Below are 18,338 nucleotides of genomic sequence, written 5' to 3' on the forward strand. Positions count from 1 at the left end.
CCCACGGAGCGGCGCCTCACGGGACGACCCGCCGGCCCTTGCCTGTGCGCACGAAGACCGGATCGCCGTGCGGGAGCGCGACCACATCCAGGAGACGCCGGCCAGGCATCGCTTCCTCCAACTTCCGGTATTCCGCGTTGGTCGTCCGCAGCGATTCACCGACAGCCCGCTCGATGCGTTGCCGCAACGGCGGGCTCAGCGCGGTGTCCGGTGCCAGCTCGACCCGCAGGCGCAGGAACTGCCCGCCGCTTTCCGCGGCCTCCTTGCCGAGGACGAACCTTCCGGATGTCCTGGACACCAGGTCGGGCCGCTCCAGCGCGCCTTTGATGTTGTCCGGGTAGATGTTGACCGCGTAGAAGGTGCATACGACATCCATGCGCCCGTACAGCGCGACGAAGTGCCCTGTCGAGCGCTCGGCCAGATGCGCGGGCACGTGGTGACCACACCGGGCCATCGCCTCGGCCAACGTCGTCATCGACAGCACCCGGCCCGCGTCACCGATGCGGTAGCGGACCAACGGCAGACCGCTGCCTGTGCTGAGGACGAGGTCCCCGTGGACGTCCTCGATGTGGCGGTACCGCGGATCGAACTCCACTAGCGTGGGCAGTGCGCCGGCGTCGGGGAACAGTGCCTCGCACAGCTTCGGATCCTTTGCCGCGGCGCGCCGGACGTGCACGGTCAGCGGGGACTCGACGCCGATGATCCCGGTGTCCGCCGAACCGTAGATCCCCAGGGAACTGCTGAGGGGATCGGTGGCTCGTGCCGCCTGGTGGACGCTGTCGCGCCAGCCTTCGGAAAAGCTCTCACCCGAGAACACCAGGCGGAGTCCGAGCGGCTCCAGGGGCACGTTGGCGGCGGAGGCAGCGGCCAGGACATCCTTGACGAGAGGCGGGTAGCCCATGACCACTGTCTGGTCGAAACCGGGAGCGACGTCCCGCAGGACCCGCACATTCTCCTCGACGTCGATGCCCGGACAGATCGCTGTGAGCCGGTAGCCCCGCTGTGCCAGACACAGTGCTGCCTGAAGCTGATAGATGCCTGCCACGTGCGTGCCCATGAAGAAGGAGATGACGCACAGGGTGGACCGGGAACGGCAGTCGAAGGTGTCAAACACACGTGCGTTGAGGTGGGCGGCTTCCCGCAGGCTGTCCTCGTCCTGGGGCCAGTAGAACGGGGTGCCGCTCGATCCCGAACTGGACGCCACCAGGCGGGTACCGCCGAGGCTGCCGTGCCACATCAGATCGGCCAGCGGAGCCGACCGCAGGTAGTTCTCCTTGGACGTGAGCGGGACGCGACCGAAGTCGGCGGCTTCCACCACCATGGCCGGGTCGCAGTCGCGGCTGCGCAGAAAGCTCGCGTACGCCGGTACGGACACCGACGCCCGGCGGAAGAGCTGCAGTGGCCAGTCACTGTCGGCCGTAGTGGTCAGGACAGACATCAAAGCCCCGCTTTTCTTGCTGGCCACGACGTTATGCCCAGACCCAGGGGCCGGCCACATGCGAGGTGCCAGGCGGGTGACGCGCGCGGCCGGCTGCGACACAACGGCCCAGGCCGTGGTCGTCCCGCACAGTCCAGTGGCTGTCGTGTCCGCGGGCAGAGGTGTGGCCGTATTTAACGTAACGGTCGTTGCGTGAATTCATGGTGCTCGGTACGGTGCCGCCATCCTCAGTACTCAGGACAGGAAGCCGTGATCAACGTGTATGACGTCGCAGTGGTCGGAGCCGGCTTCGCCGGTGTGGTCGCAGCCCGGGATCTCAGCGCCGAGGGCCACTCGGTGGTGCTGTGCGAAGCGCGCGACAGGATCGGCGGCCGGACCTACACGGGCGAGGCGTTCGGCCGCCCGGTGGAGTTCGGCGGGGCGTACGCACACTGGACCCAGCCCTACGTCTGGCGCGAACTCAGGCGCTACGGCATCGGCCTGTCCGCACCGATGGAAATCGAGAAGGCCTACTGGCTCGCCGACGGCGCCGTGCACTCGGGAACCGCGGCCGAGTACGCGAGCCTCTGCGGCCCGCTGGTCACCCGTTGCCTGCACGACGCGCGGGCGCGGTTCCCGCAGCCGTTCGACCTCACCGCTGCCGACACCGGCGCGATCGAGAAGGAGACACTCGGGGACCGGCTCGACGCGCTCAACCTCTCCGCGTACGACCGGGACGTACTCGATGGAGCGCTGGCGTCGATGGTCCACTCCTACAGCGAACAGGGCATCGCCCAGTTCCTCCTGTGGGCCGCGACGACCTTCGGCGACTGGGGCGCGTTCTTCGAAACCGCCGGCAGCCGGCCGATCGAGGGCGGGACCAAGCGGCTGCTCGACGCGATCACCGGCGAGTCGAAGGCCGAACTGCGGCTGTCCACACCGGTGGCGGCGGTCGAGGACGACGGTTCCGGGGTCACCGTGACCACCCGGGAGCGCGGCCGCATCCGCGCACGGCACGCTGTCGTCGCACTCCCGCTCAACACCCTGGGCGAGGTGACCGTCACCCCTGCCCTCGCCCGGCCGGTGCGCACCATGATCGAGCAGAAGCACCCGGTGAAGGCGCTCAAGCTCTGGGTGCGGGTCCGGGGCGGGATACCGCCCTTCGCCGCCGGTGCCCCGGTCGGCAAGCACCCCGTCAACGCCGCCAGGACGGAATACCGCCACGACGGCGACACCCTCGTCGTGTGCTTCTGCTCCGACGCCTCGGCAATCGACGGCGATGACCACGCGGCGGTGCAAGACGCCCTGCGGGCCTTCGTCCCCGGCATCGAAGTGGTCGACACCGCTTGCCACGACTGGGTGACCGATCCGTTCTCCCGCGGCGCCTGGGCGCATCACCGGCCGGGGAACCTGACCCGGGCCGCACCCCGCATGCGCGAGCCCCACGGACGCATCCGCTTCGCCGGCGGCGACATCGCCGCTATCGGCGTCGGCGGCATCGACGGCGCCATCGAGACCGGAGTCGAGGCGGCCCGGGACATCGCTCGCGCCCTGGGCGGCGGGGGCGCCTGACCGTGTCCGTTCGCGTGGGCACGGACCGGTCGCGGCCGGCCCGTGCCCGTCCCTTACGAGTCGGAGCTGCGGCGCGCGCCCGGGGGCGGGGCGATCAGGGTGATGGCGGTGTCGAGAAGGGCCTGGACCCGGCTCGCCGTGAACCTCGCGGGCTCGATGGGGAACATCATCATCCAGCCGTCGCCGATGGCGCCGAGCTGGTCGGCGAGCAGGTCGGCGGGAATGTCGTCGCGGATGGTCCCCTGCGTCTGCCCGGCCGCGAGGAGCGTGGCCAGCTCGCCGCGGTGGCGGGCGTAACGCCGCTCGATGACGGCGGCGAAGGCCGGTTCGTAGTGTGCGTGGACGAGCAGTTGGGACATCACGGGCCAGAACTCGGGATCGTCGGTGGTCCGCAACAGCCACCGTTCCAGGAGGGTTCTGATGTCGGGCTGATCCCGGCCGGCCGCGAGCGTGGCGTCGAAGCTGTCGAACCGGCTCTCGGCCAACGCGGTGACCAGCTCCTCCTTGTTCGCGAAGTAGTACGTCACCGCCCCGGTCGTACACCCCGCGCGGTGGGCCACCTTGCGCAGCGAGGTGTTGGCGTAGCCCTCCTGGGCGATCACCGAGGCCGCCGCCTTCAGCAGCTCGGCCCGTTTCGCCGCGCGGTCGCCGGTCGGGCGGCCACGCCGTACGGGCGCGCCGGTGCCGCCGTCGTCGTTCGCTTGTCGGGTCGGGTTGTCGGACACCCTGTGATTCTGCCACACAATTAACGTAACAACTGTTGTGTAAAACGCTGACGGCTCGTTACGGTGCTGCCACCACCTGACCTACGGGAGGGAAAGCCCCATGCAGGAGTCAGCGAGGGAAACATTCCGCAACGACGGCGCCGTCCTCATGAAGGACTGTCTCGACGCGGCGCAGTTGGCGCGGTGCCAAGAGGCGTACCAGTGGGCCGTCGAGCACCCCGGGCCCAACGCGTCGCGGATGTTCAACGGAACCGAGCAGCAGTCCCACGTCGACAACGCCAACCCGCTCGCCAAGTCCCGACTGGACGCGATGGTCCCGTCGCTGCCGTTCGGCCGGCTGTTCGCCGACCTGTGGGACTCCCGGCACGTCTGGTACTTCGCCGAGGAAATATTCCTCAAGGCCGGCGGACGCGGCGCACGCACCGCCTGGCACCAGGACACCGCGTACCTGCCCTGGGCCGGCGAACACTGGGCCAACGCCTGGATCAGCTTCCAGACACTCCCGAAAGCGAACTCGCTGCAGATCGTCCGCGGCTCCCACCACGGCACCCAGTACGACGGAACCACCTTCGCCAACCCCGACGATCCCACCGAACCCCTCCACGGCGGCGGCGCCCTGCCGCGCCTGCCCGACATAGACGCCGAACTCGCGCGCGACCCCGACACCTACGACGTGCTCTCCTGGGCGACCGAGCCCGGCGATGTCGTCGTACTGCACCCCCGCGCGCTGCACGGCGGCGCGCACGTCGACGCCACGTGCCCGGAACGCCACACGCTGGTCCTGCGCTTCTTCGGCGACGACGCGACGTTCCGCCCCCTCCCGGAGGAGAACAGGCACTTCGCCCGCAACGGCGTCCTCTTCATTGAGGAGATGGCGAAGCTGAACGCGGGCGACCCGTTCCGCTCACCCGTCTTCCGGCAGCTCGTCTGACCAGGCCCGCGAGGAGGACCGACGACATGAAGCGCCACACGATCAACCCGCCTCCCGGCGCCGTGTTGGAGGCCGCGGGAGCGAGCCTGGACGACATCGTCGAGCTGACTACGTTCCACACCGACCTCCGAGGTGACGCGGAAGCGTTCAGCCGGGTCAAGGACGAGTACATCACCGCCCCGTACCCGTCGTGGACCGCGGTCGGAGTGACCCAACTGGCCCTGCCCGAACTGCTGGTCGAAATCTGCGCCGTCGCCGTGGCAGGCAGCGGCAACCACACCGGCGCCAGTATCGACACCAGTACCGGCAGCCGCCGCCCCGACCGCTCACCGGTCGACTGACAGACAGACGAGCGCCACCGTGCGGCGCGGGGAGTGGGCCGTCTGCCAGGTTGGCGACCGGGGGCCGAGCTGTGTTGGGGAGGGACGGCTGCTACTCCAGCCACTTCCCGTCGCGCATGATGACCCTCCCGCGGAGTTCCGGCTCGCCGCGCCAAGCGCGCACAGTCCTCGGCATCACGCGTACATACAGAAAAGCATCCCCTTCCACGCGTGGATCCCACCCGAACTTGGCGGCGAACGCCTCCGCTGCGCCTTCGGGCACCTCTTGATCCGGGAAGCACTCCGCCTCTCCCTGGAGGAGCACCACGTCAACGGTGTCCGGTAGCGCCAGGCGCACGCGCGGCTCTTTGCGTACGTTCCGCGCGGTCGCGGAAGTGGCGCTGGTGCACATCCACACTGCTTGCCCATCCCACAAGAACCACAGCGGCACCTGGTGCGGTCCGTGATCAGGGTGAGCCGTCGATACCCATACATCCCGCTCGGTGACGAGCCGCTCCAGAGTGTCGCGCTTACGCTCCGCCGTCTGGCGACGAACGATTGCCGTGGTCTCCATGAGAACCGACCCTAGCCAGGCAGGCGCGAAGCGCGCCTGGGGCGCAGGACCTACTCCCAGCGACCGACGAACCCTTCGGCTCTTGGCTCGGGGCGGCCAACAACAACACGCTCTCCCGCTCGCTTACGTTGTGTCTCGACGAGGCGATCGCCAGACAGCAGCGTGCCGGCCTGCTAGACGTGCTTCAGCACAGGTGAGACCTCCATGCTGTGCAGAGCGGCCAGGGATTCGATGCGGTCCGTCGTGAAACCGGATCGCGGGTGACGACTGGGGCTTCGGGGAAGGGCGGGCCTGCACTGCCCAGCATGGAAGACCTCGTGCCCCCCAACGGGCTGATCGGCGCGATGTCGTCCGGGCAAGGCAGCATCACGAACAACGCGACCGCCGGCCGCGAGGTCTACCGCGGCAGTAAAGCGTCCCTGAACACGTTCATGCGCGGCTTCGCAGCCCGGCAGGCCGAGACACAGCGCGCCTTCGCCCTCCTGGCACCAGGCTGGATTCGCACCGCTCTGGGTGGGCCGGACGCTCCGTACACGCTCACCATGCGGGGCGGCCTGACGAGGACGCCCCAGCCGGCGGTCTACGCCGGTCCGCCGCCCAGGCGTCACCTGATGCCACGTGAAGTGATCGCCTCCGCAGGACACCGGAAGGAAGGCGGCCATGCCGCTCATCGCGATCGAAGAACACTGGATCATGCTGGACGTGACGTCCGCGCTGCGCGCTGTCCACCCTTCCCAGGTCTTCGCCGAAGGACGTCGCGGGAGAGCTTGCACGGACGCGGAACGTGAACAGTTCTCGTGGGCCAACGCGGCTTCCTGCGGGGAGGGCTGCGTCTCAGTCCTCCGCTGAATCTCCGACCTCGGCCACCTTCCCGCCCCCGGCCAGGCGTGCAACCACCCGCACCCGCGCGTCCGCAGGTGCCCGTACCGCGAGGGTCCGGCCCCCGGCCGAAGCGCGTACCGCACCCGTCACCTCGATCCCCGTGACCGCCCCGCCGCCCGCGGCCAGCAGGTAGTGGCGCCCGGACCTCGCCCGCCACCCGGTGCCGGCCAGGACGTGCCGACCGAAGCGGCTGCATGCCGCGGTCGAGCGGGATCGGGCCACGGTCCGCGCCGCGGCTCCTGGTGCGGTGAAGCGTACGCTCACGTCACCGGGGCCACGCCACGTGTCGGCCCGTACGCAGGACCACACGGCGTGTCCGCCGCCCTCGGGCAGGTTCTGTTCGGCGAAGTCCCAGATGCTGACCGTGCGTACGCCGCCGGGCAGTTCCGTGAGACGGCAGGCCGCGCGAGCCCAGCTCAGCCGTGCCGGCGTGCCGGTGACCTCGTGCGGCTGCCACGCCGTGGCGTCCCTGCCGGGCGGTGGGGTGTAGGTGAGGTGGGCCGGCGCGAGCCCGCCGAGGTCGGTGACGACGAAGGTGTGCCGCTCCGCGATGAGGGTGGAAGTATGCAGGTGCAGTGCGGGCCAAGAGCCGCAGAGGCCCGAGGTCGCGGGGGTGCGCGCGGGCTCGGTGACGCCGGCTTTCGACACGCGTAGCGGGTGCGCGGGAACGCCGGGACGCAGCAGGTCGCGTGTCTGTGCCCCGGTGATCCAGGGGGCGGTCAAGTAGCGGGACGTGCCGCGTCCGCGGCTGACGACCAGGGCGGCGGCCGTCGTCACGTCGCTGTCGTCGGCACGGGCGAAGTCGAGGGCTGAACTGCCGTCGGGGGAGAGGGGTTCGCTGTACCGGACGGCGCGCAGGCCGTCGTGGAACAGCGCCACGGCCTTGCCGTCCACCTCGCCCGCGTACAGCAGCCGGGTGCCGTGCCGCGGCGGGTCCGTCGCGGTGTCGGGCGTACGGGTGACACGGGCGCCCGCGGGCGGTGCCGCCCAGGTGGCCAGCGCGCGGGCGAGCAGGCCGCGGTCTCCGGTGCGCTCGCCGCGGGGCGGCCAGGCGGTGAAGTCCACCCGCGCGGTGCCCAACCACTCGTCCCGGGGTGTGCGCACCAGGTCGCCGGGGGAGACCGCCCCGGCACCGGCAGTCGGGTGCGGCGCCTTCGCCCCTGGCGCCGATCCGGTGGCGCTCAGCACCACGGCGCCGACCGCCACCACCGCCGCCACGGCCCAGGCGAGGCGGAAGCGGTGCCTGCGCCGCAGCAGGTCCGTGGGGCGGATCCGTACCGAGCAGGCGTCGAACTCGGCCGAGCGGAGCAGGGGCCTGGCTGCTTCGACGGCGGGGGCGTCCAACTGGCGCGCGAGGCGGACGACCCGGTCCGCGCGGCTCGCTCCCGCGGCGGTGAGCAGCGCCAGGGCGTGTGCCTCGGGCAGTCCGTCCGCTCGGCACAGGACGAAGGCCGCACGGACGTCGGCGGACACCCCGGACAGCGCCTTCCCCAGCGCGATCTCCTCCCGGCCGCCTGCGCGCGGGAAGAGCCGCAGCCCCCACACCACAGGCAGCGTGGGCCGCAGCGCACGCGGCGGCGGAAGGCTTTTCGGCCACCAGCGGGGGCGCCGCTCGTACGCCAGCGCGGCACGCAGTACGCGCTCCCGCACCGCCCATACCGGCCCGTGGCGCTCCGGTCCCGGCCGCTGGGCCGGTACTCGCAAGGCGGCCTGCCACAGCCGGAAGCCGGGCAGGGCGCGCTGCACCAGGCCGTGGGCCACCAGCACTCGGCGGTGCCTGCCGAGCGAGGGCGGCAGTGTGAGATAGGCGAGCCGGACCAGGCCGGTGTAGTGCTCGGCGAGGCCGGCCTCGGCGTCGCCGAGCGCCGTCGTGCGTTCACTGCCCTTCGGGAGGCGGCTCTTGAAGGTGACCATGCGGCGAGGTGCCTCCCAAAGGCTGTCGGCGAGTTGTCGCTTCCCTCCATCAAACGAGTGAACGGTGGTGTGGTCACCGTGATGACGCGACCGGTGATCACCGTCAGTGCCGCACGGCGGGGTCCTTTTTTCGCCCCTTTGCGCATCGTGCGGGACACGCGTCGAGGCGGCGATTATGCTCGGCCGGCTGGTGCTTGAGGAGCCGCGCGCGGCTCATGCGGCCGGAGCGATGACGCTTTTGCCGGGCGCCGCGCGCAGTTGGGGAGGGTGACCGCGCATGCAGAGCCGTACCGAACGTGCCCGTACCGAATGTGTGCGTACCGATCGTGCTCGTACCCGTCGCGCCCGGTTCCGTGTGTACGCGGGAACGGTGGCGTCCATCGTCCTCGGCGTGACCGTCCTTACCGGTCCGGCGCGGGCTACGGGCGCCGAGCAACGGGCGTCAGGGCACCACGAGTTGACGCAGGAAGCCCTGGACCGGTTGGTGGCCGAGGCCGGTATGCCCGGTGTGGCGGCCCAGGCCCGGGACGGCGGTGGCGTGTGGAGCGGTACGGCCGGGGTCGCCGACCTCGACACCGGACGCGAGCGCAGCGCCGCCGACCACTTCCGGGCCGCCAGCATCACCAAGACGTTCCTCGCCACTCTCGTCCTGCAACTGGAGGCAGCGGGCAAGCTCGCTCTCGACGACAGCGTGGACCGGTGGCTGCCGGGCGTGATCCGCGGCAACGGCAACGACGGCCGCCGGATATCCGTACGCCAACTGCTCCAGCAGACCAGCGGACTGTTCAGCTTCAGCGACGACCCGGAACTGCTGAAGCTCTACAGAGGCGAAGGCTTCCTCAAGCACCGTTACGACACGTTCGCCCCCGAGGACGTGCTGAGCGCCGCGCTGCGGCACCGGCCGCTGTTCGAACCGGGCAAGGGCTGGGCGTATTCCAACACCAACTACCTCGTCGCCGGGATGGTCGTCGAAGCGGTGACCGGCCACTCCTACCGCGACGAGATCGAGCGCCGCATCCTGCGCCCGCTGAAACTGCGCGAGACGTCCTTCCCCGGCACCGACCCCACGCTGCCCGCTCCGCACCCCGTCGCGTACTCCACGCTCGGCGTGCAGGAGCCGCACGCCGAGGTCCACGACGCGACCGAGTACAACACCACCATGTGGGCGGGCTCCGCCGACCTGGTGTCCACCACAGGGGACATCAACCGTTTCCTGACCGCGCTGCTGGGCGGGAAGCTGCTGCCCGCGGCACAGATGCGGGCCATGCTCCAGTCGGTACGCGTACCGGAAGGGGCCCTCATGGACCACTACGGGCTCGGCCTCATGGGCCGCGACCTGTCCTGCGGGAAGACGGTCTGGGGCCACGACGGAAGCCTGAACGGCTCCCTGTCGCACGCCTCCGGCACCGTGGGCGGCCGGCACCTGCTCACCTTCAACATCAACGGTGACTGGCTGACACTGCAGACGGCGCAGTTCTTCCAGGACGTCATGGAGGCGGAATTCTGCGGCAAGAAGCCCGGCGGGAAGCATGGCACAAAGCCTGGTACGACGCCCGGTACGACGCCTCCGGAGAAGTACAGCAGGCAGCCTGCCTTCGGCATCGCGCGGCCGCATTAGTCAGGCTGTCGGCAGGGCGGCGGTGTGCAGGGCCGGGTGCCGGCAGCCACTTCCCGTTCGGCCCAGGGCCATGAACGCTGCTCGTCCTGCCACCGGGCAGGCGTCTCAGGACGCGGTGGCGCTCTCGCTGTCGGTGTGGCACGGGAAGACCTGGTCGAGACCGACGTACCGCAGGACCCGCAGGGTGTTGGCCGGTACGGCGGCGAGCGCGATGTCCGCCCGCGCGGCCAAGGCGTGGTTGCGGGCCGCCAGCAGGGCGGTGATGCCGCTGGAGTCGCAGAACTCCATCCCTGCCAGGTCGAGGACCAGGCGCCGGCCCGGCTCCAGGGTGAGGCCGGCGACGAAGGCGCGCAGTTCGTCGGCGTGGTCGTAGTCGAGGTCGCCGGAGATCTCCAGTACGGGTCCGGTCGCGGTGTCTCGGGCGGTGATCTTCAGCGGGCTCATCGGTGGTGGTTCGTCGCGGGGTCGGTGGTCGGGCGGGTCTCGGCGGGTATGCCGAGGGCGAGCAGGGCGGTGTCGTCGTCCAGGCCGTCGCCGAAGCTGTCCAGCAGCTCGGTCAGCGCCTGGATCACGGCGTGCGGTGGTGCGCCGGTGTGGCCGGCGGCGAACTGCTGCAGGGCTTCGTCCCCGTAGAGGGCACGGTCGGGACCGGTGCGGGCCTCGGTGAGGCCGTCGGTGTAGAGCAGCAGGGAGTCGCCCGGGGCGAGGGTGGTCGTGGCGGTGGCGAAGTGCGGGTCGGGCAGGATGCCGACGAGCAGGCCGCCGGGGGTGGGCAGGTAGTCGCAGGCACCGTCGGCGCGCAGGACCAGGGCCGGCGGGTGGCCGCCGGAGGCGAGCTGCACGGTGACATGCCCGCTGTCGGCGTGGGGTTCCAGGGTGCCGAAGATGGCGGTGCAGTAGCGCGGGTCGCCGCCGGTGTACCGCTCGTGCAGGACCGTGTTCAGGGTGGCCAGGGTGGTCACCGGGTCGGCGTCGTGCAGTGCGGCGGCGCGCAGGGTGTGACGGGTCAGCGACGTCAGGGCGGCGGCGCGGGGCCCCTTGCCGCTCACGTCCCCGAGGAAGAAGGCCCAGCGTTTGCCGTCCAGGGCGAACAGGTCGTAGAAGTCGCCGCCGAGCCGGTCGGGGGAGGCGGTGTGGTAGTACGAGGCCACCTCCAGGCCGGGGATGTCGGGCAGCACGCTGGGCAGCAGGCTCTGCTGGAGGACGGCGAGCGCTTCCTGCAACCGGGCGCGGTCGGCCTCCGCCTGCTTGCGGGCCGCTTCCGCCTCCCGCCGGCGCCGCAGGAGTTCCTCCTCGTAGGCGCGGCGGTCGCGGGCGTCGAAGAGGGTGGTGCGGACGAGCAGCGGCTCGCCCTCGGAACCGCGCTTGACGGTCGAGGAGACCAGCACCGGCATCCGGGTGCCGTCCGCGCACTCGACCTCCAGCGCGATTCCGTTGACCTCGCCCTGCATGCGCAGCAGCGGTGCGAAGTGGGTCTCGTGGTAGAGCTTGCCGCCCACCGTGAGCAGGTCGGTGAAGCGCATGCGCCCCACCACCGCGTCCCTTGCCAGGCCGAGCCAGCCCAGGAGCGTGGCGTTGATCTTCGCGATGGTGCCGTCCATCAACGTGGACAGATAGCCGCACGGGGCGGAGTCGTAGAGTTCCTCGGCGCTGTCCTCCAGCAGGGCGGCGAACGCGGCGTTCGCGACGCCGCCGCCTCCGGTCTCGCGCGGGTCGGGGTCCTCCGGTCCGGTGCGGCACATCACCGCAGGCCCGCGAGGAAGGCGGTGACGGCCTGGTTGACGGCCTCGGGCGCGGACAGGTGCGGGCAGTGCCCGGTGGCGTCCAGGGTGACCAGCGTCGAGCCGGGGATCCGCGCGTGCACGTAGGCGCCGACCTCCCGCGGGGCGATCACATCCTGCGCGCTCTCCAGCACCAGCGTCGGCACGGCGACCGTCTTCAGGTCGTCGCGGCAGTCGGACAGGAAGGTGGTACGGGCGAAGACGCGGGCCATGTCGGGGTCGGTGGCGCAGAAGCTGTTGGTCAGCTCCTCGCCCAGTTCGGGCCGGTCCGGGGTTCCCATGATCGTCGGCGCCATGGCGGCCGACCAGCCCAGGTAGTTCGACTCCAGCGAGTCCAGCAGCTCGTCGATGTCCGCCGCGCTGAACCCGCCGCGGTAGCCGTCGTCGTCGATGTAGCACGGCGACGGGGCGACCATCACCAGGGAGCCGATCCGCTCCGGAGCCTGCCGGGCGGCGAGCACACCGACCATGGCGCTCACCGAGTGCCCGACGAACGCCGCGTCGCGCAGGTCGAGGGCCTCGGCCACCTCCACCACGTCCTGGGCGTAGCCGCTCACGGAGGCGTACCGGTCCTCCTGGAAGGCCGAGAGGTCGGAGCGGCCGCAGCCGACGTAGTCGAACAGCACCACCCGGTAGACATCGGTCAGGGCAGGCACGGTCAGACGCCACATGTTCTGGTCGCAGCCGAACCCGTGGGCCAGCACCACCGCCGGCCCCTCCGGGTTGCCGGTGACCGTGACGTTGTTCCTGCGAAGGATGTCCATGGCAGCCATCCTCGCATCTTCGCCGACCGTTCTGGCATGCCCCTGACGACCGGGCGCCGGGGCCGGCGGGAACCGGCCGCCGAAGCGCGTCGGTGCCGCGTCGGTGGCGTGTCGGCGGGCGCTGCGACCTTGGCACACGGGACGGCACCGGGGCGGCCGGCCGGGCCGTCCCGGCACCGCCCGCCGTCCGGTCCCCGAGATCAAGGAGTCGCCATGTCCCCGGAAGCACGGCCGCAGGCCCACCCCCGGGCCCGGCCCTGGGACGTCCACCGGCTGCCGCGCGCCGACGGAAAAACGTTCCTGGTCACCGGCGGCAACGCGGGCATCGGCTACTTCGTCGCGGAACAGCTCGCCGGAACCGGGGCCCAGGTCGTACTGGGCAGCCGCGACCGTACGAAGGCCGGGGCCGCGGCGGACGCCATCCGCGCCCGCGTTCCCGGCGCCCACGTACGCCACGTCCCGCTGGACCTGGCCGACCTGGCGTCCCTGAAGGGCACGGTGGACGCGCTGGGGCCGGCCCCGCTCGACGCGGTGGTCAACAACGCCGGTGTGGCGCTCGACGACCCGCCGCGCCGCGAGACGAAGGACGGCAACGAGCTGATGTTCGGCACCAACCACCTCGGCCACTTCGCGCTGACCCGGTGGCTCGCGCCCCTGCTGGCCGCCGCGCCGGCCGGCCGTGTCGTGACCGTCGGCAGCTTCGCGGCGAAGTCCGAGCGGCTGGACCTGGACGACCTCCAATCCACCGGGGACTACCGGCCGAAACGCACCTACGGCCGGTCGAAGCTGGCGCAGACGCTCTTCGGATTCGAACTCGACCGCCGCCTGCGCTCCGCCGGCAGCACCGTACGCAGCGTCGTGGCCCACCCCGGCGGCGCACTGGACTCCCTCACCCCCGCGCGGCCGCCGGTGCACGTGCGGACCGCCGGCGAACGACTGCGCGGCCTGCCGGCCGGCCTGATGGTCCAGGGCAAGGACGCGGGCGCGTGGCCCATCGTGCGGGCCGTCCTCGACCCGGAGGTGGCGGGGGGCCAGCTGTGGGGGCCGTGGGTTTTCGGCCTGCGCGGAATGCCACGGGCCGAGCCGGTCAAGGGCCGCTTCGCCGACACCGGCCTCGCGGCGCGCCTGTGGGACGCCAGCCGCGAACTGACCGGCGGCGATCCGATCCCCGGCTTCGCCTAGCGTGCCAGCCTGTCGGTGCGCCTGTCCGCGGGGGCGCTCTTCCGAGGGGCCTCGGGACCTTCCGGTACGTCCGGCTCGGGGCGTCCCGTGCGCAGGACGCGGTTGACGCGGGCCGTGTCCAGGACGCCTTCCCAGCGGGCGACGACGAGGGTGGCGACGGTGTTGCCTGCGAGGTTGGTCAGCGCGCGGCACTCGGACATGAACTTGTCGATACCGAAGATGAGCATGATCCCGGCGGCGGGAACGGTGCCGACCGTGGACAGGGTGGCGGCCAGGGCGATGAAACCCGCGCCGGTGATGCCGCCGGAACCCTTCGAGGTGAGGAGCATGACGGCCAGCAGCCCGAGTTGCCCGCCGATGCCGAGGGGCGTGTCGGTGGCCTGGGCGATGTAGACGGCGGCCAGGGAGAGGTAGATCGAGCTGCCGTCGAGGTTGAAGGAGTAGCCGGTCGGTACGGTCAGGCCGACGATGTCGCGGCGGACGCCCAGCCCTTCGAGCTTGCCCATGAGCCGGGGCAGGGCGCTCTCGGAGGACGACGTGCCCAGGACGAGCAGGAACTCCTCGCGCAGGTGGCGCAGCAGCCGGAAGATGTTGACACCGAGGAGCGCGGTGATGCCCCCGAGGATCACGACGACGAAGAGCAGGGACGTGCCGTAGAAGAGGCCGACGAGCCGTCCGAGGCTGGTGAGGGTGGAGACGCCGTACTTGCCGATGGTGTACGCCATCGCGCCGAACGCGCCGATGGGCGCGGCCAGCATGACGTAGTGCAGGATCTTGAAGACCACGGCGCTCAGCCGGGTCACGCCGTCGGCGATCGGCTCGCCGGTGGGCCCCACGGTCTTGAGGGCGACGCCGAACAGCACCGAGAAGAAGATGACCTGGAGGATGTTGCCCTCGGCGAAGGCGCCGACGCTGCTGGTCGGCACGAGATCGGTGAGGAAGTGCCACCAGCTGCGGTCCGCCCCCTCCTTGACGTACTGGGCGGCGTCCCCTTCCAGCCGCAGGTCGCCGGGGTGGGCGTGCACCCCGGCGCCGGGCTGGAAGACGTTGACGGCGAGCAGGCCCAGGAGCAGGGCGAGCAGGGTGCCCGCCTGGAAGTAGGCGAGCGCCTTGAGGCCGACCCGGCCGACCCGGCCGAGGCTGTCGACGCTGCCGATGCCGGCCACGACGGTCAGGAAGACGATCGGCGTGATGAGCATCTTGATGGCGGCCACGAACGTGGTGCCCACCGGCCCCAGCGCGACGCCCGCCGCCGGCCACAGCCAGCCGGTGAGGATGCCGGACACGATCGCGGTCAGCACCCAGAAGTAGAGCTGCCGGTTCCAGGGCCTGGCGTGCGGCGGGGCCGGGGCGGCGGGCGCGGGTGGTGCCATGACGTTTCTCCTCGTCGGGGGAGGGGCACGGCCGGACGGGGACTCCACGGCCGTTCGAGGCGGTGCGGGCGGCCGCTCAGAGGAGTTCGAGGAGCTTGCCGGTGAACTCCGCGGTGGTGGCGGTGCCGCCCAGATCGGGCGTACGGACGTCCGACTTGGCGAGGACCGCCGCGATGGCACCGGTGACATCCCCGGCCGCCGCACGGTGGCCGAGGTGGTCGAGCAGCATCGCGGCGGACCAGATCGCGCCCAGCGGATTGGCGACGCCGCGGCCCGCGATGTCCGGCGCCGAACCGTGCACCGGCTCGAACATCGAGGGGAAGTCGCGCTCCGGATTGAGGTTGGCGGCCGGCGCGATGCCGATCGAACCGGCCACGGCCGCGGCCAGGTCGCTGAGGATGTCCCCGAAGAGATTGGAGGCGACCACCACGTCGAACCGGGCCGGATCCAGCACGAACTTCGCCGCCAGCGCGTCGATGTGCTCCTGGTCCCAGGCCACCTGCGGGTGCGCGGAGCCGCGTTCGGCGACCAGCTCGTCCCAGAACGGCATGGTGTGCACGATGCCGTTCGACTTGGTGGCCGAGGTGAGCCTGCCGCCGCGGGCCGCGGCCAGCCCGAAGGCGTAGTCCAGCACCCGCGTGACCCCGGCCCGGGTGAACACCGACTCCTGCACGGCCGCCTCTTCCGGGAAGCCGCGGTGCAGGCGCCCGCCGATCTCGCTGTACTCGCCCTCGGCGTTCTCCCGTACGACGACGAAGTCGACCTCCCCTGCCACCGCGCCCCGCACCGGGCTGTCGAGCCCGTCGAAGACGCGGATCGGGCGCAGGTTGACGTACTGGCGGAAGCGGCGGCGGATCGGTATCAGCAGCCCCCACAGCGACACGTGGTCCGGCACGCCGGGGAAGCCGACCGCGCCGAGCAGGATGGCGTCCTTGTCGCGCAGCTGCTCCAGGCCGTCCGTCGGCATCATCGCGCCCTCGCGCAGATAGCGCTCGCAGGACCAGTCGTCGTACGAGGTGTACGAGAAGGCGAAGCCGTGGCGGCGGCCGACGGCGTCGAGGACCTGCCGCGCCGGGGGCAGCACTTCGGCGCCGATGCCGTCACCGGGGATCAGGGCGATGCGGTGGTTCGTCATGCGACTGATTGCAGCAACGGGCCCGCGGGCCCGTCCAAGACGCAGTTGCGATCTGCCTTATAAGCAGCGCCTATCAGGTGCGGCCGCGCTCTCGGGCAAGGCCGCGGCCAGGAAGGCCCGCGCGGCAGGGGACAGCCCGGTACGGCGGCTCACCAGCCCGATGTTCAGCGTGGTCTTCGGCTCGATGTCCAGCGCGCGGGCACCGGTGCGCTCCGCCACCGCACGCCACGACTCCGTCACCACCGCCAGCCCCACCCCGGCCAGCACCAGGGGAAGAATGGCCACCCGGTGCTCGGTCTCGGCCGCGATCGTGAACGCGATGCCACGCTCGCGCAGACCGTCGACGTACGCGCGCATCCCCGTACCGCGCTGCCCGACGATCAGCCGCTGCCCCGCCAGCTCCTCGCACGCCACGCTCCGCCGGCCGGCGAACGGCCCGTCGGCGGGCGTCACCAGCACGAAGCGCTGCTCCCCGGCGGGGTGGGACGCCACCTCCCGGTCCGGCAGCGGCCCCGCCGTGGCCATCAGCCCGAGTTCCACGGCGCCCGTGCGGACCATGTCGACCACGTCACGGGAGGTGAAGGCCGCCTTGATGGCCACCGAGACCCCCGGGTAGCGGCCGCTGAAAGCACGGATCATCGTGGTCAGCGGCTCCACCGCCTGCGACGGCATCGCCGCCACGTCCACCCGGCCCGTACGCAGTTCGTGCACGGCGGCGACACCGGCCCGCGCGGTCGCCAGACTGCGGACCGCGGCGCGAGCCGGCTCGATCAGCGCCCGGCCCGCCTCGGTGAGCACCGCCCGCCGCCCGATCCGGTGGAAGAGCTCGCTGCCCAGGTCGCGCTCCAGCGCCCGCACCGCCTGGGACAGCGACGGCTGGGAGACGTACAGGGCCGACGCGGCCCGGTTGAACCCGTCGTGGTCGACGATCGCGAGGAAGTACTCCAGCTGCCGGATGTCCATCCGCCGATTCTCGCCGGGGGAATCCGAAAGACGCCTTCTAGCCCTCCCGCGTCACGCGCCGACATGGCGTTCACGCCGAGCCGAGCCGAGCAACCAGTAAGCGAAGTTGACCAGTTGGCGTCTCACACTGGCCGCATCGTTCGGGGCCGGCCCCGACATTTCCATGCTTCCGGCCGCCCCCTCGCCTTACCTTTCGCAGCTTCGCGTCGTCGGGCTGCCGTGACCGCGGCGGCGCTGGCCCGGCGCGCCGGGAGCCTTCGTTAGGGAGCATCAATGGTGGAGGTTCTCGGCTGGGTGACGACTGGTGGCGGGGCCGTCGGCCCTGAGAGCGGGGCTTGAAGTTGCCGCAGCGGAAACCTCTACCGTGCTGAGCAGGGCCGGAAATTCCGGCCCGGTGAAGCATGTGTGAGGGAGGCGGCGATGGCCTGGCCGATCGCGGAGGTCGCCCGGATGTCGGGTGTGACGGCCCGGGCACTGCGGCACTACGACGCCATCGGCCTGCTGCCACCGGCCTGGATCGGGGCCAACGGCCACCGTTACTACGAGGAGCGCCAACTGCTGCGGCTACAGCAGGTTCTCGTATTGCGGGCGCTGGGCCTGGGGCTGCCTGAGATCGGCCGGATCCTGGCCGCGCAGGTCGACGAGCTGGCGGCTCTGCGGGGCCACCACCGTCGGCTGCTCGTCGAGCGCGACCGGCTGGATGCCCTGGCCGGCACCGTCGCCCGCACGATCACCGAACTGGAGCGGTCCAGGAAGGACGGCACAGACATGATCAGCATCAGCCGGCCGGAGAACCTGTTCGAGGGCCTCCGTCCTGCCCAGTGCATGAAGGTCCTGCGCGGTTTCCCGGAGCTGGTCGGGGCCGTCGAGCGGCATACCGCGGCGTTGAGCACGGCCGAGATCGAGGCCGACGAGCGCGAGCGCACGGCGCAGATGATCCGGCTGGCGGAGCTGATGGCCGCAGGCACCCCGGTCGGCACCGAACCCGTACAGGCCGAGATCGACAGCCAGTACCGGACATTGGCCCGGAGCCGGGCCGCCACCGCCGAGGAGTACCGCGCGATCGGGCGGTGCTGCGTGGAGCACGAGCACTGGCGCGCGGTATACGAGTCGATCGCGCCGGGCCTGGCCGCGTACCAGCGGGCCGCCATCGAGGCGTACGCCGCAACTCGGCTGCGCTGAGCCGG

16 protein-coding genes and 1 pseudogene are annotated in these 18,338 nt (G+C 71.3%); 7 read left to right on the top strand and 10 right to left on the bottom strand.

Going from position 1 to position 18,338, the window contains the following annotated elements:
- Positions 1 to 16 precede the first annotated feature (16 nt).
- Positions 17 to 1,438 (bottom strand): phenylacetate--CoA ligase family protein, encoded by a 1,422-nt coding sequence (locus ACH4K4_RS26135; protein ID WP_398170498.1) that lies wholly within the window; start codon positions 1,436 to 1,438, stop codon positions 17 to 19.
- 249 nt (positions 1,439 to 1,687) lie between these two features.
- On the opposite strand from ACH4K4_RS26135, the gene ACH4K4_RS26140 reads away from it, so the two are divergent.
- Entirely contained in the window at positions 1,688 to 2,989 is a 1,302-nt protein-coding gene (locus tag ACH4K4_RS26140; RefSeq protein ID WP_398170500.1) for a flavin monoamine oxidase family protein, read from the top strand.
- 53 nt (positions 2,990 to 3,042) lie between these two features.
- Here the strand turns inward: ACH4K4_RS26140 and ACH4K4_RS26145 are convergent, their stop codons facing one another.
- The gene (locus tag ACH4K4_RS26145; protein WP_398170501.1) at positions 3,043 to 3,714 is read right to left on the bottom strand and encodes a TetR/AcrR family transcriptional regulator; all 672 of its coding nucleotides are present in this window, start codon (positions 3,712 to 3,714) and stop codon (positions 3,043 to 3,045) included.
- Positions 3,715 to 3,814: 100 nt separating this feature from the next.
- Between ACH4K4_RS26145 and ACH4K4_RS26150 the strand changes: the two genes are divergently transcribed.
- Positions 3,815 to 4,645: a phytanoyl-CoA dioxygenase family protein gene (locus ACH4K4_RS26150; protein ID WP_398170503.1), complete on the top strand. Its 831-nt coding sequence runs from the start codon at positions 3,815 to 3,817 to the stop codon at positions 4,643 to 4,645.
- A gap of 26 nt (positions 4,646 to 4,671) precedes the next feature.
- Positions 4,672 to 4,986 carry a Rid family hydrolase gene (locus ACH4K4_RS26155; RefSeq protein WP_398170505.1) on the top strand — a complete coding sequence of 105 codons (315 nt, stop codon included), beginning with the start codon at positions 4,672 to 4,674 and terminating at the stop codon, positions 4,984 to 4,986.
- Between the two features lie 91 nt (positions 4,987 to 5,077).
- On the opposite strand, the gene ACH4K4_RS26160 is transcribed toward ACH4K4_RS26155, so the two are convergent.
- Positions 5,078 to 5,539, bottom strand: a complete 462-nt coding sequence (locus ACH4K4_RS26160) for a pyridoxamine 5'-phosphate oxidase family protein (RefSeq protein ID WP_398170507.1) — start codon at positions 5,537 to 5,539, stop codon at positions 5,078 to 5,080.
- Between the two features lie 308 nt (positions 5,540 to 5,847).
- Here ACH4K4_RS26160 and ACH4K4_RS26165 point away from each other — a divergent pair.
- Positions 5,848 to 6,078: pseudogene (locus ACH4K4_RS26165) on the top strand (3-oxoacyl-ACP reductase); the annotation flags it as partial.
- Positions 6,079 to 6,373: 295 nt separating this feature from the next.
- Here ACH4K4_RS26165 and ACH4K4_RS26170 read toward each other — a convergent pair.
- Positions 6,374 to 8,335, bottom strand: a complete 1,962-nt coding sequence (locus ACH4K4_RS26170; protein WP_398170509.1) for a hypothetical protein — start codon at positions 8,333 to 8,335, stop codon at positions 6,374 to 6,376.
- A gap of 370 nt (positions 8,336 to 8,705) precedes the next feature.
- On the opposite strand from ACH4K4_RS26170, the gene ACH4K4_RS26175 reads away from it, so the two are divergent.
- Positions 8,706 to 9,953 carry a serine hydrolase domain-containing protein gene (locus ACH4K4_RS26175; protein ID WP_398170511.1) on the top strand — a complete coding sequence of 416 codons (1,248 nt, stop codon included), beginning with the start codon at positions 8,706 to 8,708 and terminating at the stop codon, positions 9,951 to 9,953.
- Between the two features lie 105 nt (positions 9,954 to 10,058).
- Here the strand turns inward: ACH4K4_RS26175 and ACH4K4_RS26180 are convergent, their stop codons facing one another.
- From ACH4K4_RS26180 to ACH4K4_RS26190, 3 genes are read right to left on the bottom strand one after another with little or no spacing between them, the layout of a single operon-like run.
- Complete coding sequence (locus ACH4K4_RS26180; protein WP_398170512.1) at positions 10,059 to 10,397, bottom strand: STAS domain-containing protein; 339 nt, start codon at positions 10,395 to 10,397, stop codon at positions 10,059 to 10,061.
- Entirely contained in the window at positions 10,394 to 11,695 is a 1,302-nt protein-coding gene (locus tag ACH4K4_RS26185) for a PP2C family protein-serine/threonine phosphatase (RefSeq protein ID WP_398170513.1), read from the bottom strand. The genes ACH4K4_RS26180 and ACH4K4_RS26185 overlap by 4 nt, the downstream gene beginning before the upstream one ends.
- The gene (locus ACH4K4_RS26190; protein ID WP_398170645.1) at positions 11,695 to 12,498 is read right to left on the bottom strand and encodes an alpha/beta fold hydrolase; all 804 of its coding nucleotides are present in this window, start codon (positions 12,496 to 12,498) and stop codon (positions 11,695 to 11,697) included. The genes ACH4K4_RS26185 and ACH4K4_RS26190 overlap by 1 nt, the downstream gene beginning before the upstream one ends.
- 213 nt (positions 12,499 to 12,711) lie before the next feature.
- Here ACH4K4_RS26190 and ACH4K4_RS26195 point away from each other — a divergent pair, with 213 nt between their 5' ends.
- Entirely contained in the window at positions 12,712 to 13,680 is a 969-nt protein-coding gene (locus ACH4K4_RS26195; protein WP_398170514.1) for an SDR family NAD(P)-dependent oxidoreductase, read from the top strand.
- On the opposite strand, the gene dctA is transcribed toward ACH4K4_RS26195, so the two are convergent.
- From dctA to ACH4K4_RS26210, 3 genes are all read right to left on the bottom strand, one after another.
- A complete protein-coding gene (gene dctA / locus ACH4K4_RS26200; protein ID WP_398170516.1) occupies positions 13,677 to 15,053 on the bottom strand; it encodes a C4-dicarboxylate transporter DctA in 1,377 nt (458 codons plus the stop codon). The two genes, ACH4K4_RS26195 and dctA, sit on opposite strands and share 4 nt — an antisense overlap.
- Before the next feature lie 76 nt (positions 15,054 to 15,129).
- Entirely contained in the window at positions 15,130 to 16,188 is a 1,059-nt protein-coding gene (locus tag ACH4K4_RS26205; protein ID WP_398170517.1) for a tartrate dehydrogenase, read from the bottom strand.
- A 57-nt stretch (positions 16,189 to 16,245) separates the two neighbouring features.
- Positions 16,246 to 17,151: a LysR family transcriptional regulator gene (locus ACH4K4_RS26210; RefSeq protein ID WP_398170518.1), complete on the bottom strand. Its 906-nt coding sequence runs from the start codon at positions 17,149 to 17,151 to the stop codon at positions 16,246 to 16,248.
- A gap of 420 nt (positions 17,152 to 17,571) precedes the next feature.
- Between ACH4K4_RS26210 and ACH4K4_RS26215 the strand changes: the two genes are divergently transcribed.
- Positions 17,572 to 18,333 carry a MerR family transcriptional regulator gene (locus ACH4K4_RS26215; protein WP_398170519.1) on the top strand — a complete coding sequence of 254 codons (762 nt, stop codon included), beginning with the start codon at positions 17,572 to 17,574 and terminating at the stop codon, positions 18,331 to 18,333.
- Positions 18,334 to 18,338 lie beyond the last annotated feature (5 nt).

The sequence above is a fragment of the Streptomyces sp. NPDC017529 genome, assembly GCF_044329785.1.
Classification (GTDB): domain Bacteria; phylum Actinomycetota; class Actinomycetes; order Streptomycetales; family Streptomycetaceae; genus Streptomyces.

Coding starts and splice junctions, on each gene's coding strand:
- ACH4K4_RS26180 (WP_398170512.1), bottom strand. CDS start 10,397: ATGAGCCCGCTGAAGATCACCGCCCGAGACACCGCGACCGGACCCGTA.
- ACH4K4_RS26190 (WP_398170645.1), bottom strand. CDS start 12,498: ATGGACATCCTTCGCAGGAACAACGTCACGGTCACCGGCAACCCGGAG.
- ACH4K4_RS26160 (WP_398170507.1), bottom strand. CDS start 5,539: ATGGAGACCACGGCAATCGTTCGTCGCCAGACGGCGGAGCGTAAGCGC.
- ACH4K4_RS26185 (WP_398170513.1), bottom strand. CDS start 11,695: ATGTGCCGCACCGGACCGGAGGACCCCGACCCGCGCGAGACCGGAGGC.
- ACH4K4_RS26150 (WP_398170503.1), top strand. CDS start 3,815: ATGCAGGAGTCAGCGAGGGAAACATTCCGCAACGACGGCGCCGTCCTC.
- ACH4K4_RS26155 (WP_398170505.1), top strand. CDS start 4,672: ATGAAGCGCCACACGATCAACCCGCCTCCCGGCGCCGTGTTGGAGGCC.
- ACH4K4_RS26215 (WP_398170519.1), top strand. CDS start 17,572: ATGGCCTGGCCGATCGCGGAGGTCGCCCGGATGTCGGGTGTGACGGCC.
- ACH4K4_RS26170 (WP_398170509.1), bottom strand. CDS start 8,335: ATGGTCACCTTCAAGAGCCGCCTCCCGAAGGGCAGTGAACGCACGACG.
- ACH4K4_RS26135 (WP_398170498.1), bottom strand. CDS start 1,438: ATGTCTGTCCTGACCACTACGGCCGACAGTGACTGGCCACTGCAGCTC.
- ACH4K4_RS26195 (WP_398170514.1), top strand. CDS start 12,712: ATGTCCCCGGAAGCACGGCCGCAGGCCCACCCCCGGGCCCGGCCCTGG.
- ACH4K4_RS26210 (WP_398170518.1), bottom strand. CDS start 17,151: ATGGACATCCGGCAGCTGGAGTACTTCCTCGCGATCGTCGACCACGAC.
- ACH4K4_RS26205 (WP_398170517.1), bottom strand. CDS start 16,188: ATGACGAACCACCGCATCGCCCTGATCCCCGGTGACGGCATCGGCGCC.
- dctA (WP_398170516.1), bottom strand. CDS start 15,053: ATGGCACCACCCGCGCCCGCCGCCCCGGCCCCGCCGCACGCCAGGCCC.